Genomic DNA, 14,111 nt, shown 5'->3' on the forward strand with positions numbered 1-14,111 from the left:
GTTAAGCTGCCACCATGCCCCCGGCCGACCCCCCGCGCCCTCGCGCCCGCACCCCGCGCGTGGGCCGCCCGCCGACCTTGGACCTCGACCGGATCATCGCCGCCGTCCTCGCCCAGGACCTCGACACACTGACCATGCAGGGCGTCGCGCGCAGCCTGGGCGTCGCGCCGTCCGCGCTCTACCGCTGGGTGCGCAACCGCGACGAGCTTCTCGACCTGGCCAGCGCCGAAATGGGCCGCCGCATCGTGCCCGACGAGCCGCCGACCTCGCGGACGTGGCAGCCTTGGCTCGCCGACCTGGCGCACGGCATCCGGCGCGAGTTCCGCGCCGTACCGGGATTCGCCGCACGCATGCTGTCGACCGGCGTCCACCGCGAGGCCGGGCACGGACCCGTCGAGCGGGCCGTGGTGGAGGCGTTCGTGATGGGCGGCCACCCGCACGCGTACGCACGGCAGTGCTGGTACGCCTTCGCGTCCGCCGTCATGGGCTGGATCGCCGTCGAGCAGTCCGACTTCCCGGCCGACCCGCCGATGGACTTCGAGGCGTTGATCGCGATTCTGCTGCGCGGCACCGAACCGGGCTGACACCCCCGGCCGACGTCCGACGCCGCGTCAGTTCCCGTTGCGCAGAAACCGTTTCGGCCGTTCGCCCAGCGCTTCCTTGCGCACCTGGGCGGTCAGCGCCAGATCCGCCTTGTCGGCGGCGGCGCCCGCCTCCAGGACCGAGTCCCACAGGGCGTCCGCGCCCTTGTGCGGCGGGGAGTCCGGAAGCGAGCTGTAGGTGTCGTGGTACGAGCGCCAGGCCATCAGCGCCATGAGCCACTTCTGGAGCGACGCGAAAGCCGCCTCCTGCGCGCGGCGCAACTCCGGACCGCCGTACAAGTTGGCCTGCGCCGCGAGTCGCGCCCCGTCCTCGGAGTCCGGGTTGGCGAGTCTCGCCAGGCGCAAATCCCCGGTACTCGTGGCCTCTTTGCGCTCACCGCGCAGCCTGGCCATCGATATCAGAATGTCCTCGTAGGCCGCCGCCCGGCGTTCCCAGGTGCGATGCCCCCGTTCCCGTCGTGCGCTCAGCGCCTGGGAGACCCACACTCCCAAGATCGTGGCAACCGAACCGATCCCGGCCCCGGACAACGCGGCGATTCCTGGAGTCAGCCTCATCATGGGCGGTGATTGTGTCAGTCCCCGCGCGCGACGGCACCGGTCGGGGCGAGCGATGCCTTCCGGTCACCGGGGAGCCGCCCCGCGGTGGCGCGTACACCGGCCCGGCGGCACGCCGCGCGGTCAGCCGACCAACTCGCCGGTACGCACCAGCAGGCCTTCGGCGCGTGGCAGCACGCCCCGGTGGACCACCGTGCCGCCCGCGTCGAGGAAGACGTACGTGCCGGGCTCGGTCACCCCGAAGCGCCGCCACAGGTCGCCGCTCGTGTCGGCGAGATGCGGGAAGGCGCCGACTCCCGTCGAGGTGACGAACTCGCGGAGCGCGGCGGGATCGGCGGCCGCCGCGACCCCGACCACCGTGGCGCGGTCGCCGTGCAGCACCGCCGCCTTGTCGGTCTCCGCGGCCTGCGCCCGGCATTCGGCACTGGCCGCCGACCAGAACCACAGCACCGCGGGCCTGCCCAGCAGCGTGACGCCGGCGAACGGCTTCCGGTCGATGGTGACGGTCGTGAAGACCAGCAGGTCGGGCGTGCTCGTCGGGGAGGCCGCGGCAGGGGCGGGAGCGACGGCCCCGGCGGGGGACGTACCCCCGCCGGGGTCCGCGGACTTGGCCGCGGAGCCGCACCCGGACACCGCGCTCAGGGCGAGGAGGGCGAGCACCGAGAGGATCAGCCGTACACGCATCGCAGACTCCCAGGACGGAGGAGCAGGGCGCGAACGACAACGATCCTAGAGCGACCACCCGTCGCCGAGTGGGGAGTTCGCGATTCCGGTAGCGCCGCGGCGGCGCGTCCTGGCGCCTCGCGCCCCCTGGCGCGTCAGGCGGCGACAGCCACCGCGGCGCGGTCGAAGGCGGCCGCCGGGACCACCGGGGCGGGCAGGGCGGTGACCGTCGCGGTGCGGGCGGCGGCTGCCTTCGGGCGGGCGAACACGAACAGGCGCAGCACGAGGAACCGGCCGATCCCGGCCAGGCCGGACGCCGAGAGGTAGACCGCCTGCTCGGTGAGCGCACCGGGGTTCGTGGCGACCGTGTCGAGGACCAGCATCGCGGCCGTCGTGAGCAGGTAGCAGACCACCGCGGTCCCGGTGGACTCCACGTGCACGCGCCAACTCGCCCGGCCGTTGCGGAAGGTGATCCGGCTGTGCAGCTCGTTGGCCAGCAGCGTGGACACCACCGTGATGATCGCGTTGGCGACGGCGACGGACATGCTGCCGGACAGGTACACCAGCGCGGCGCTGGAGGCGAGTCCGGTGCCTCCGCCGCAGACCACGAACCGCACGAACGAGGCGACGGGGCCGGGCTGTCGGCTGCTCACTGTTGTTCCCCTCATCCGCTCGGCGGAGCCTCGTCGTCCGCGTACCTCCAACCTAGGAACCGGAGGCTCGCCAACCCATGGGGCCGACATCCCAACCGGGGTGGGGACAGCCCCACCATTCGACGTGGGGTTGCTCGCTTCCGGCGGACCGTTCCTCGGCATGACCCAACCCTCGTGCCTGGTCAGGGGGTGGGGCATCCGCCCACGGCGGGCATCTTCGCTACGCCGACAGTTGTCGCCCGGACGCCGGGCGTGCTCCCGCCGACGTATGCCGATCGGCAGATACCGGCCCGCGGGCGTACGCCGCCGGGCGCAGGGGGTCAGGGGTTCGCTAGCGGCTGTCCGCGTACAGCCGCCGCATCGCCGCCGCGGCCTCCGCCATGCGGTCGCGCAGCTCCCGCGGTTCCAGCACTTCGATCTCGGGCCCAAGGGTGAGGAGTACGTCGTAGGCGACCGCGAGGGACTCGACGGGCAGCCGGGTCGTCACCCAGCCGTGCTCGTCGGGCTCACCTGCGGCGGCATCGGCGGTCTCCAAGGCGGGTGGTTCCGCGACGCGGACAAGAGCGGTACGCCCCGCCGGACTGATCCGCACCACCACCTCGTCCGCGAGCAGCGACCTCGCGAACCGTGCGGCGTTCTGCGCCCAGAAGCCCGCGAGGTCGAAGCCTTCCTCACGCTCGAAGGAGCGGCCCGTGTCGGACACACCCACCATGCGGTCGACGCGGTACGTCCGATAGTCGTCACCGACGCGGCCGACCAGGTACCAGACGGCCGCCTTCAGGACGACGCCGTAGGGGTCCAGCTCACGCGTGACCTCTTCGACGACCCGCCACCCCCGCCGATACCGCACCTCCAGGCGCCGGTCCTGCCAGATCGCCGAGGCAAGTTCGGCGAGCAGCGGCGGCGGCTCGGCATTGTGGAACCAGCCGGGCACATCCAGATGGAACCGCTGTCCGGTACGCGCCGTCGCCGCGCGCAACGACGGGGGCAGCGCGGCCAGCACCTTGAGCCTCGCGTTGGCGACCGCGTCCCCGAGCCCCAGGTCCTCGGCGGGCCCGGGCAGTCCGGCCAGGAACAGCGCCTCGGCCTCGGCCTGGCTCAACCCGGTCAGCCGGGTGCGGTACCCGCCGACGAGGCGGTAGCCGCCGTGTCGGCCCTGGTCCGCGTACACCGGCACGCCCGCCTCGGAGAGCGCAACCACGTCGCGGTAGACCGTGCGCTCCGACACGCCCAGTTCCCCGGCCAGTTCGGCCGCGGTCATGGTGTCGCGGGATTGCAGCAGCAGCACGAGGGAGATCAACCGGGCGGCGCGCACCCGCCCATACTCCCGCAGCACACCCCGGTAGCCCGCCGACACTCCCGTCCGGTGCGGCGCGGGTGGCGTACGGCGAGGACCGAGACCGGGCCGGCCTGGGCGGAGCCGTCCTGCGCGACGCCGGGCGAGACTGTGCCGACCGAGCCGACGGCCGGAACTTCACCGGCGGCCCGCGCCGTCCAGAACCGTCAGGCCTCGCCGAACAGTTCGTCGCGTCGGGCGCGCCAGCGGTCCAGCATCAGCGGCAGTTCCTCGCCGACGAACTCGAAGAACGCCAGCGTCTCGGCCATCCGGCGCCCCGCCGGGGTGTCCGGGCCGAGGCTGCGCACGCCGTCGCGCAGCGACTCCTGCCAGCGCTTTATGACCACGTCGCGGCTGGCCAGCGCCTCGTACCACTGGTCGTTGCGTACGCGGTAGCGGTCCCGCCGGGTGCCCGGCTCACGCTCCACCGACAGCATGTGCTGCTGGCTGAGGTAGCGCACCGCGCCCGACACGGCCGCCGGGCTGACCTGCAGCCGTTCGCCCAGTTCGGCGGACGTCATCGTGCCCGAGTCGGCGGCGAGCAGGGCCGCGAAGACCCGGGCGGGCATGCGCTGCACCCCGGCCTCCACGAACACACCCGCGAACGACTCGACGAAACGGGAGACCGCCTCGTCGTCCCGGCCCCGATCCTCGGCCACGGCGGCCCCGGTGCCCCCGATGTCCCGTGCGGCGCCCCCGGTATCACCTCGCGCACCGGCATCGCCTCGTACGCCGGCCGCACCGCGCGCACCGGCTTCATTGCGCGCAGATGTCTCGCGCACAGTCTCGCGCGAAGCGCCCCCGCGTCCGCTGCCTGACGTCATCGCCGTCTTGTCTCCCCTGCTCAGAGCCTCGCTCAAGTTTATACGCTTCTTTTATTTCACAACTTCCTGAATCTCGCGTATGTTCAGAATCATGACCACGGCCATCAGCGTCGCCGGACTGCACAAGTCGTTCGGCCGGACACACGCACTCGACGGGCTCGACCTGGAGGTCAGGACCGGGGAGGTACACGGCTTCCTCGGCCCCAACGGCTCCGGCAAGTCCACCACCATCCGCGTCCTGCTCGGACTGCTGCGCGCCGACTCGGGCACCGCCCGGCTGCTCGGCGGCGACCCGTGGCACGACGCGGTGGCGCTGCACCGGCGGCTCGCGTACGTCCCCGGCGACGTGACCCTGTGGCGCAACCTCAGCGGCGGCGAAGTCATCGACCTGTACGGGCGCCTGCGCGGCGGACTCGACAAGGACCGGCGGGCGGAACTGCTGCGGCGCTTCGAACTCGACCCGACCAAGAAGGGGCGCACGTACTCCAAGGGGAACCGGCAAAAGGTCGCGCTCGTCGCGGCGTTCGCGTCGGATGTCGACCTGCTGATCCTGGACGAGCCGACCTCCGGGCTCGACCCGCTGATGGAGGAGGTCTTCCAGCAGTGCGTCGCCGAGGAGCGCGAGCGGGGGCGGACGGTCCTGCTCTCCAGCCACATCCTCAGCGAGGTCGAGGCCCTGTGCGACCGGGTGAGCATCATCCGGCGCGGACGCACCGTCGAGACCGGGACGCTCGCCGAGCTACGCCACCTCACGCGGACCAGCGTGAGCGCCGAACTCGCCGGCCAGGCAAACGGATTGGCGCAGCTGCCCGGGGTGCACGACCTGGCGGTCCAGGGGCAACGGGTGCGGCTCCAGGTCGACTCGGACAAGCTCGACGCGGTGTTGCGGTCGCTGGCGGACTCGGGCGTACGGTCGCTGACGAGTACGCCGCCGACCTTGGAAGAGCTGTTCCTGCGGCACTACCAGGATGATGCCGAAGGCGCCGGTGCCGACGGAGACGCCGACGCGGGGACGCCGGGTGCCGCAGAGACGCCGGTTGGCGCAGGGACGCCGGCCGACGCGAGGGCGCAGGCCGACGCGGATGGGCAGGAGGCGGTGCAGCGATGACCGCCGCGGCCGACACGACCACCACCACGGGCTTCGCAGCCCGCGTCGGAGGGTCCCGGCAACTGGCCGGCACCGGAGGCCTGTTGCGACTGGCCCTGCGCCGGGACCGGGTCATGGTCCCGCTGTGGGTGCTGCTGGTGGGCGGCACCACCGCCGGCGCCGCGGGCAGTCTCGGCGGCATGTACGGCACACCGGCCGAACGCGCCGACGTCGTCGACTCGATGGCCGCCAACAGTTCGCTGCGGTCGCTCTACGGACCGGTGTTCGACGACTCCCTCGGCGCCATCGTGGCCTGGCGGTACGTCGCCTTCATGGCCGCGTTCGCCGCCGTCATGAGCCTGCTCATCGTGGTCCGCCACACCCGTGAGGAAGAGGAGACGGGCCGTCAGGAGATGCTGTCCGCCGCGATGGTCGGCCGCCGCGCACCGCTGACCGCCGCACTGATGACCGCCCTGATCGCGAACGCCGGCGTCGCACTGATCGTCGCCGTCGGCCTCTCCGGCGAGGGACGGGCGGGCGCGCTCGCGCTCGGCCTCGGGATCGGCGGCGTGGGCATGCTGTTCGCCACGACGGCCGCGATTGCGGCACAACTCACCGAGACCGCAAGGCTCGCCAAGGGCCTCACGGCGGCGGTGCTCGGGCTGGCGTGGGCGCTGAAGGCCGCCGGCGACGCCGCCGCGGACGACGGGTCGAACATCCTGACCTGGCTGTCGCCCATCGGCTGGGCGGAGAACCTCCGGTCCTTCGCGGACGAACGCTGGTGGGTACTCCTGCTGTTCGCGGCGGCGACCACCGTACAGGCGCTGATCGCCTACACCTTGGCCGGACGCCGCGACATCGGCATGAGCTTCCTCCCGGCCCGCCCGGGCCCGGCGACGGGCGCGCTCGGCACGGCCGAGGGCCTCGCCTGGCGGCTGCAGCGCGGCAGCCTTTTCGGCTGGGCCGGCGGATTCCTCGTGGCGGGCGTGATGTTCGGGGCGATGACCGACGGCGCCGCCGACCTGATCGGGGACAACCAGCAGGCCAAGGACATGATCGCGCGCCTCGGCGGGCAGTCCGGCGTCACCGACGCGTTCCTGGCCGGCATGATCGCCATGTTCGGCATGGTCGCCGCGGTCTACATCGTGCAGTCCGTGCTGCGGCTGGACGGCGAGGAGACCGCGCAGCGTGCCGAGCCCGTCCTCGCGAACGCGGTCGGACGCCTTCGCTGGGCCGCAGGGCACCTCGCCGTGGCCTTCGGAGGCGCGGCGCTCCTCATGGTCGTCGCGGGCCTCGGCCTCGCGGCCGGCTACCGGCAGGACGTCGCGGCGGTCCTCGGCGGCAGCCTCGTCCAGGTCCCGGCGGTCTGGGCGGTGGGTGCGGTGGCGGCGCTGGCGTACGGTGCGTACCCGCGTGCGGCGGTGCTGGGGTGGGTGTACGCCGGGCTCTGCCTCGGGCTCGGCTGGATCGGCGCCGCGTTCGACCTCCCGCAATGGGCGCTGAAGATCTCGCCGTTCGCGCACCTGCCCAAGATGCCCGGCAACGCCATGGACTGGCCGGCGGTCGGGGTGCTCGTCGGGCTGACGGTGCTGCTCGTCGGCGGAGGGCTCGCGGCCCTGCGCCGCCGCGACCTGCAGACCGGCTGAAGCGGGCGGCGGAGGCAGGCGGCGCAGGGCAGGCGGCGGAAGCAGCGGCTTCGGCGGGCCGTGTTGCCGTGTTATCCCTCGTCCTCCGGCGCCTTCGTCCACTCGGTGCTGCCGATCGGCTGCTGGAAGATCGGCCGTCCGATGTTTCCGCTCGTCCGGAACGGCTTCCCGTGGTCGTCGATCCGCACCGACCCGCGGCGGTCCCCGCTGGACCACTCCAACTCCAGGTACCAGCTCACGTCGTGGGCCTGGCTGTGCGCGGACACGTAGAAGACCTCGGGATCGGACTCGCTGACCTTGTACGGGAAGTCCCGCTGCCCGGACTTCGGCACCGTGTCCGGGCGCCCCGCGTCCAGGTCGACGTCGAAGGACTTCGTACTGACTTCGCCGCCGCAGCCGACCCCCATCACGTAGTCGTTCCAGCCGAGCGGCGCCTGCTTCCCGATGACCCGCACGTGCAGGGCTGTGACGACGACCGTCTGCTCCCCGGTCCCCTGCACGGTCAGCGCGAGCATCTGGTCCCCGCTCGCGACGCCGCCCAGCGCGCTCACCCAACCCCGGGCGTCCTGCTCGGTGGGCGGCGGAGGCACCTCCGCGGGCTTGCGGTTCACCAAGTAGTGCTGGCTACAGGGGGTTTCCCATTTGTACGGGTTCGCCGCTACCGTCGGGGCCGAGCCGTCGCGTACCGTCTCCGCCGCGCCCGGCCGCGGCGACGTCCCGTTGCCCCGCGGGGGCGTCGAGCCGGACGCCGATGCGGATGCCGATCCCGACGGTGCGGACGGGGTCCCCGGGGCGCCCGTACGCGTGCCGCCGTCGTCACCCGGCACCGGGCCCGGCGCCGCGGGGAGTTCTCCCGCGAACGGGGAAGTCGCGGCGGGCGGTCCGCCGGGGGGTGGCGTGGCCCCCACGGACTGCCGGGTGTCACCGTCGTCTCCGCCCGGCAGGAGGTTCACCATGAGCGCGACGGACACGGCGGCCGCGGCCGTTCCCACGCCGGCGAGGGCGACCGTACGTCGACGCCGCCGACGGCCGGCCGCGGGTTCCGTCGAGGGGCTGTTCGGTTCGGACCGCTCGGACGGCGTGGGCAACGCGGCGAGGGACGCGGACGCCTGCTCGGCGGACCGGCCCTCGGACGTCGAGGTCTCGGACGTCGGAGTCTTGGAAGCCGGGGTCTCGGAAGCCGGACCTTCGGAAGCCGGGGTCTCGGAAGTCGGGGTCCCCGAAGCCGTATCGGCCGGAATCGGCGCGGCAGGCGCCGGGTCCGGCTGGGGCGTCACGGCGCCTTTGCGCTGCCGCAGCACATCCGCCCGCACCCACCGCCGGTGCAGTTCGACCAGTTCCTCGGGGGTGGCGCCGCATATTCGTGCGAACCGCTCGACGGGCGCGTAGTCCAACGGAACGGCGTCCCCGTTGACGTACCGGTGAAGGGTCGACCCGCTGAGGTGCAGCCGCTTGCCCAGCACCCCGTAACTCAGCCCAGACCGGTCCTTGAGCTCCCGCAGCAGTGCCGCGAACTCCTCGTCCGCCACCGTTCCTCCTTCTCCCGTGTACCGGAAAGCGTTCCAGGGAACCGGTGTTCCCGCAGGTCAGGCCCGTTCGGGCGTTCCAGCATCCCAAACTCCCCGGCAACGGTGGCGGGCGGGACGGGTCCGCGCCCAGGATCGGGGCATCGAAGCACGCCGCGTCGACCGAAGTCCGGGGCGTGCACCGGCAGAGTGTCGGAACCCGCCCACACCCACAGGGGATCAGCCATGTCCGCACGTACCTCCCGCATCCGCCTCTTCGCCGCCACGACCGCCGCGCTCGCCGCCTTCGGGCTGACCGCGTGCAGCAGCAGTGACGACGAAGCCCGCGCCGGGGCCTCCTCTCCCGCACCGAGCGCCCCTGCCCAGACGGGTGGTTCCGGTACGGGCGGCGCGACGGCCTCGCCGACGCAGTCCGGAGCCGGCACGAGCGGCTCGGGCACGGGCAGCGCGGGTACGGGGGCAGGGACAGGCTCTTCCGCAACGCAGGGCGCCAAGTCGTCCGGCACCACAGGCGGCTCCGGCGGATCCAACGGCACCGGTGGTTCCGGTGGTTCCGGCAGTTCCAACGGCACCGGCGGCGCCAACGCCTCGGGCGGGTCGAACGGCGGCAACGCGTCCGGCGGCTCGGACTCCGTCCCGAAGCTCCAGCCCTGCGGCGGGACCAACACCAGGATGACCGCCACCGTCGTCGCCCGCCCGCTGAACCACCTTCTCCTCACCGTCACCAACACCGGATCGAAGAACTGCGACCTGGTCGGCTACCCGGCCGCGCGCTTCGGTGAGGCGCAGTCCGTACCGCCGGTCGACGACACCACCAAGCCGCAGGCCGTCATCAGCCTCGCGCCCGGCGAGTCCGGCTACGCGGGCGTACGCCTGTCCGCCGGCGACGGCAGCGGCGACAACGGGTACACGACCTCGACGCTCGAGATCCCGTTCGAGGACGGCTCGGTCGCGAACCCGTCGCTCCCGGCCGCGGGCGTGTACGTCGACACCACGCTGCAGGTGACCTACTGGCAGCAGACCCTGGACATGGCCCTCAACTGACCCGCCCCGCCCCGCCGCGGACGACGGCAACGCCGATGCCCGGGTGCCCGACCCGTACCCAGGTCGGGCACCCGGGCGATTCCGAACCACGGCGGCGTGCGGAGACGGACTTTCGGGCGCGGCGACCTACCCGCGGGGCGACCTACCCGCGGACCGGAGTTCGGATGGCGACGACGTGTTCCATGAGCGTGACCATGGCGTGCTTGCCCGAATCGCGGGACCGCGCGTCACACATGACGACGGGGACGTGCGGGTCCAGGTCGAGGGCGTCGGTGACCTCCTCGATGCCGAACTCGCTGACGCCGTCGAAGCAGTTGACGGCGACCACGAACGGCAGGCCGCGTACCTCGAAGTAGTCGATCGCGGGGAACGAGTCGGCGAGGCGGCGCGGGTCGGCCAGGATGATGGCGCCGATGGCGCCGACGGCCAGTTCGTCCCACATGAACCAGAAGCGGTCCTGGCCCGGCGTACCGAAGAGGTAGAGCACGAGGCCGCGGCCGAGCGTGATGCGGCCGAAGTCGAGAGCGACCGTGGTCGTCGTCTTGGCCTCGACGCCGGTCAGGTCGTCGATGCCCTGGCTCTCCTGCGTGATGACCTCTTCGGTGCGCAGCGGCGGCACCTCGCTGACCGCGCCGACCATGGTGGTCTTGCCGACACCGAAGCCGCCGGAGATGAGGATCTTGACCGCCGCGGGCAGTCGCTCCGGGCCGGGACCGGTGCCTGGACCTGGGCCGGATCCGGAGGTCGGCGTCGGTGTCGGCGTCGGCGTCGGCGTCGGCTCAGATCCTGCGTATGCCATCGAGAACCGCCTGGAGTACGTGGATGTCGGGGGCTTCCGCCAGCGCGATAGGCGCGCGCGTGTGGATCGCCCCCATGTCGAGTAGGTCGCCCAGCAGGACCTTCACCACGGTGGGCGGGAGATTCAGCTTGGCGGAGATCTCGGCGACGGACAGCGGGGTGTCGGTGCACAGCCGCAGGATGCCGAGATGCTCCGGCTCCAGAGCGGGCAGCGCGGCCTCGTGGCCGGCGTTCACGATCAGGGTGATGAGGTTGAACTCGTCGCGGCTGGGGCGGGTGCGGCCGCCGGTCCGGGCAAACGAGCGCACGACGGGACCGGCGTCCTCGTCCCACCACGTGCCGTCGGCTGCGGGCGACATGGGGTCGTGTCCTCGCCGCGTCAGAACGTCGGCCGCAGGTCCACCGCGGCCTGGCGCGGCGCCGCGGCGAGGAAGTCCCCGACCCGCTTGACGATCAGGTTCATCTCGTACGCCACCAGGCCGACGTCGATATCCGCCTCGCCCAGCACCGCCAGGCACGCGCCGCGGCCCGCTCCGGTGACGAACAGGAAGACCTTCTCCAGTTCCACGATGGTCTGCCGCACCCGGCCGCCGTCGAAGTGCCGTCCCGCACCGCGGGCCAGGCTCTGGAACGCGGAGGCGACGGCGGACATGTGCTCGGCGTCGTCCCGGTCCAGGCCCCGCGAGTTGCCGATCAGCAGGCCGTCGGCGGACAGGACGATCGCGTGCCGGGTCCGCGGGACGCGCTTGACCAGGTCGTCCAGCAGCCAGTTCAGCTCGGTGTTGTCGTGCGTCACGGAGCTCATCGCGGTCACCACTGTCCTTGTCCGTTCGGATACTCGGGCGCGCTGTGCGGGTACGGCGGGGACCCGCCGTCGTCCTGAAGCCGCCCGGCTTCGGTGCGGCCCTTGAACGAGCCGCGCTGGAAGGCCGCCATGACCTGACGGGCCTCCTCGGCGGAGCGGTGTTCCACCTCGGCGTCCGGATGCGGCGCCTCGGTGTCGGTGCGGCGCAGCAGCTGCGGCTGCAGGCTCGCCCGGCGTACCCGGCGGGGCAGGCGCCGCTCGCCGGACGGGCCGCCTGCGGCTTGCGGGGTGGAGGCGGGAGCAGTGGTTGCCGGGGCAGTCGGTGTGACGGCTCGGGGTGGAGGCAGTTGCGGTGGTGCGGGGAGGACCGCGACGCGGCCCTGGTCGGCGCCCGTCGGGACCGGCTCGATGTGCGGCGGGGTGGGCTGTGGGGCGGGTTGCGGGCCGCTGACGTAACCGGGGACGGCGACCGGCCGTGCGTTGCCTGCGATTCCCGCACCGGCCGTGCCGGCGCGCGGGTCGGTCGGGTCGCCCGCAGCGCCCACATGACTCGAATCACCCGGATCGCCGGCAGCGCCCAGCAGCGACAGGGGCAGCAGTACGACGGCCGACGTCCCGCCGTACGGCGACGACCGCAGGCTCACCGAGATCCCGTGCCGGTGCGCGAGCCGGGCGACCACGAACAGCCCGAGCCGCGTATCGGTGGTGAAGCCCATGACGTTGAACTCCGGTGCCGTGTCCAGGAGTTTGTTGGCCTCCTCGCGCGCTTCGGCGGCCATCCCCAGTCCGCGGTCCTCGATCTCGATGCCGAGGCCGTTGGGCACCAGTTCGGCACTGATCCGCACTTTGGTGTGCGGAGGCGAGAACGTCGCGGCGTTCTCGACGAGTTCGGACAGCAGGTGCATCACGTCGCCGGCGACCGGACCGGCGAGACCGGCCTCGGGGACCATGGTCAGCTTGACGCGCGAGTAGTCCTCGGTCTGCGAGGCCGCGCCGCGCAGGATCTCGGCGAGCATCACCGGGCGCCGCCAGCGGCGCGCCGGCATCGTGCCGCCGAGCACGGACAGGTTCTCCGCGTTGCGCCGCATGCGGGTGGCCAGGTGGTCCACCCGGAAGAGTTCGGCGAGCAGGTCCGGGTCCTCGTGCTCGCGCTCCATCTCGTCCAGCAGCGCGAGCTGCCGGTGCACGAGGCCCTGGCTGCGGTGCGCGATGTTGAGGAACACTCGGCTCACGCCCTGCCGGGTCTCGGCCTGCTCGATGGCGGCCCGTATGGCGGTGCGCTGCGCTTCGTCGAACGCGCGCGCCACCTCGCCGATTTCGTCCCGGCCCTGATCGAAGTCGGAGCCGACCTCGGCCGGGTCGACTTTCTCGCCACGCTGCAACCTGCCGACCACATTGGGCAGTTGCTCGTTGGCCAGCCGTCGGGTCGAGTCGCGCAGTCCGCGCAGCCGCAGCAGCAGAGCGCGCGAGACCAGCACGGAGATCAGCACGGCCAGCAGGATGGACGCGAGTGTCAGGGCACCGACCAGGATGACGGACGTGGTCAGGTCGTCGATCCGCTCCCGCCCGTACCCTCGGGCGAACTCGACCTGGTCGAGGGTTAGTTGCTGGAGTTGCTGGGCGGTCGAGAGCATCGCCTGGTGCAGGGCCGCCGCATCGACGGCCACTCTGCCGGTTCGCCCGGAGGCGCTGTTCTCGGCCTCCTTCAGCAGCGCCCAATCGCGACCGGCGAGGATCTGCTCGTACCGGGCGGCCTGCGCTCCGCGCAACTGCGGTCGCACGAACGCGTACTGCGCGCGTTGCGCGCCCACCAACTGGTCGAACTGCGCGCGCTGCGGCACGCTCAGGCCGGTCGGCGAGGCGACCCCCGCGGAGAGCACCGCGTTCTGCCGGGCGAGGTACTCCAGGGCGCGGAACAGCGCGGCGGCCGTACCGGCCTCGGTGGCGGTCTTGGTGTCGTTCGTGGACCTGACCTGGGCCTCGAAGTAGCCCATCGCGCCTTCGAGGGCACCGGAGTAGAACTGGAACGCCGCGTCGGGCCCGACCTGACGTGCGTCCACCTGCTGCCGGAACGCCGGCAGCCCGCCCAGCCCCGCGGTGATCTGCTCGAACGTCCGCTTCAGCTCCGGCGGATGGCGCTCTACCACCGGGCCCGCGGCCTGGTTCATGACGCCGAGGGCCTGGTCGGTGGCCTGGCGCTGCCCGTCGAGCCGCGCGCGGTCCACGGCGTTCCCGGCCAGAAACTCCATGCTGAGACGGCGTTCCTCCTGCATCGACACCATCGCCAGCTCGCCCTTGACGGCGACGCGCTGCACGTCGTCAAGGGTCTGGCGCAGGTCCGCGGCCTGGTCGTAGCGGCCGTAGGTGTACGTACCCCACACGGCCATCAGCGCGATGCTCGGCACCAGCACCAGGACGACGATCCGGGCCCGGATGGAGCGCGGGCCCGGAATGCGCAGGCGACCTCGGCGGGAGCGAGAGGAATCGGGCAGCAAGTCGAAAGTTCCCGGTGCTCGGTGGGACGACGACCGGGCGCGGGGGGGCGTGCCCGGTGATGCACTCGGGTGACCCT

At 72.5% G+C, this 14,111-nt stretch carries 14 protein-coding genes; 4 read left to right on the forward strand and 10 right to left on the reverse strand.

The window, feature by feature from the left end; genetic code table 11:
* Nucleotides 1–14 precede the first annotated feature (14 nt).
* A complete protein-coding gene (locus tag ACWD12_RS02815) occupies nucleotides 15–584 on the forward strand; it encodes a TetR/AcrR family transcriptional regulator (RefSeq protein WP_450098009.1) in 570 nt (189 codons plus the stop codon).
* A gap of 27 nt (nucleotides 585–611) precedes the next feature.
* Here the strand turns inward: ACWD12_RS02815 and ACWD12_RS02820 are convergent, their stop codons facing one another.
* From ACWD12_RS02820 to ACWD12_RS02840, 5 genes are all read right to left on the reverse strand, one after another.
* Nucleotides 612–1,160, reverse strand: a complete 549-nt coding sequence (locus ACWD12_RS02820) for a hypothetical protein (RefSeq protein WP_450098010.1) — start codon at nucleotides 1,158–1,160, stop codon at nucleotides 612–614.
* A gap of 120 nt (nucleotides 1,161–1,280) precedes the next feature.
* The gene (locus tag ACWD12_RS02825; protein ID WP_450098011.1) at nucleotides 1,281–1,841 is read right to left on the reverse strand and encodes a redoxin family protein; all 561 of its coding nucleotides are present in this window, start codon (nucleotides 1,839–1,841) and stop codon (nucleotides 1,281–1,283) included.
* Nucleotides 1,842–1,975: 134 nt separating this feature from the next.
* A complete protein-coding gene (locus ACWD12_RS02830) occupies nucleotides 1,976–2,488 on the reverse strand; it encodes a hypothetical protein (RefSeq protein ID WP_450098012.1) in 513 nt (170 codons plus the stop codon).
* Between the two features lie 316 nt (nucleotides 2,489–2,804).
* Nucleotides 2,805–3,788 carry a helix-turn-helix transcriptional regulator gene (locus ACWD12_RS02835; protein WP_450098013.1) on the reverse strand — a complete coding sequence of 328 codons (984 nt, stop codon included), beginning with the start codon at nucleotides 3,786–3,788 and terminating at the stop codon, nucleotides 2,805–2,807.
* 188 nt (nucleotides 3,789–3,976) lie between these two features.
* A complete protein-coding gene (locus ACWD12_RS02840; protein WP_450098014.1) occupies nucleotides 3,977–4,468 on the reverse strand; it encodes a GbsR/MarR family transcriptional regulator in 492 nt (163 codons plus the stop codon).
* A 256-nt stretch (nucleotides 4,469–4,724) separates the two neighbouring features.
* Between ACWD12_RS02840 and ACWD12_RS02845 the strand changes: the two genes are divergently transcribed.
* On the forward strand, nucleotides 4,725–5,741 hold the full coding sequence (locus ACWD12_RS02845; RefSeq protein WP_450098015.1) for an ABC transporter ATP-binding protein: 1,017 nt from the start codon (nucleotides 4,725–4,727) through the stop codon (nucleotides 5,739–5,741).
* Nucleotides 5,738–7,366, forward strand: coding sequence for an ABC transporter permease (locus ACWD12_RS02850; protein WP_450098016.1), 1,629 nt, complete (start codon nucleotides 5,738–5,740; stop codon nucleotides 7,364–7,366). Before ACWD12_RS02845 ends, ACWD12_RS02850 begins: the two co-directional genes overlap by 4 nt.
* 71 nt (nucleotides 7,367–7,437) lie before the next feature.
* On the opposite strand, the gene ACWD12_RS02855 is transcribed toward ACWD12_RS02850, so the two are convergent.
* Nucleotides 7,438–8,895, reverse strand: coding sequence for a helix-turn-helix domain-containing protein (locus tag ACWD12_RS02855; protein ID WP_450098017.1), 1,458 nt, complete (start codon nucleotides 8,893–8,895; stop codon nucleotides 7,438–7,440).
* 222 nt (nucleotides 8,896–9,117) lie between these two features.
* Between ACWD12_RS02855 and ACWD12_RS02860 the strand changes: the two genes are divergently transcribed.
* Complete coding sequence (locus ACWD12_RS02860) at nucleotides 9,118–9,936, forward strand: DUF4232 domain-containing protein (protein WP_450098018.1); 819 nt, start codon at nucleotides 9,118–9,120, stop codon at nucleotides 9,934–9,936.
* 142 nt (nucleotides 9,937–10,078) lie between these two features.
* On the opposite strand, the gene ACWD12_RS02865 is transcribed toward ACWD12_RS02860, so the two are convergent.
* Genes ACWD12_RS02865 through ACWD12_RS02880 form a run of 4 tightly spaced genes read right to left on the reverse strand, consistent with a single transcriptional unit; the run spans nucleotide 10,079 to nucleotide 13,950 of the window.
* On the reverse strand, nucleotides 10,079–10,735 hold the full coding sequence (locus ACWD12_RS02865) for a GTP-binding protein (protein WP_450098019.1): 657 nt from the start codon (nucleotides 10,733–10,735) through the stop codon (nucleotides 10,079–10,081).
* Entirely contained in the window at nucleotides 10,716–11,093 is a 378-nt protein-coding gene (locus ACWD12_RS02870; protein WP_358352789.1) for a DUF742 domain-containing protein, read from the reverse strand. The genes ACWD12_RS02865 and ACWD12_RS02870 overlap by 20 nt, the downstream gene beginning before the upstream one ends.
* Nucleotides 11,094–11,113: 20 nt before the next feature.
* Nucleotides 11,114–11,539 carry a roadblock/LC7 domain-containing protein gene (locus tag ACWD12_RS02875; RefSeq protein WP_358352791.1) on the reverse strand — a complete coding sequence of 142 codons (426 nt, stop codon included), beginning with the start codon at nucleotides 11,537–11,539 and terminating at the stop codon, nucleotides 11,114–11,116.
* 5 nt (nucleotides 11,540–11,544) lie between these two features.
* The gene (locus ACWD12_RS02880) at nucleotides 11,545–13,950 is read right to left on the reverse strand and encodes a sensor histidine kinase (RefSeq protein WP_450098020.1); all 2,406 of its coding nucleotides are present in this window, start codon (nucleotides 13,948–13,950) and stop codon (nucleotides 11,545–11,547) included.
* Nucleotides 13,951–14,111: the final 161 nt, after the last annotated feature.

This window comes from Streptodolium elevatio (assembly GCF_053592165.1).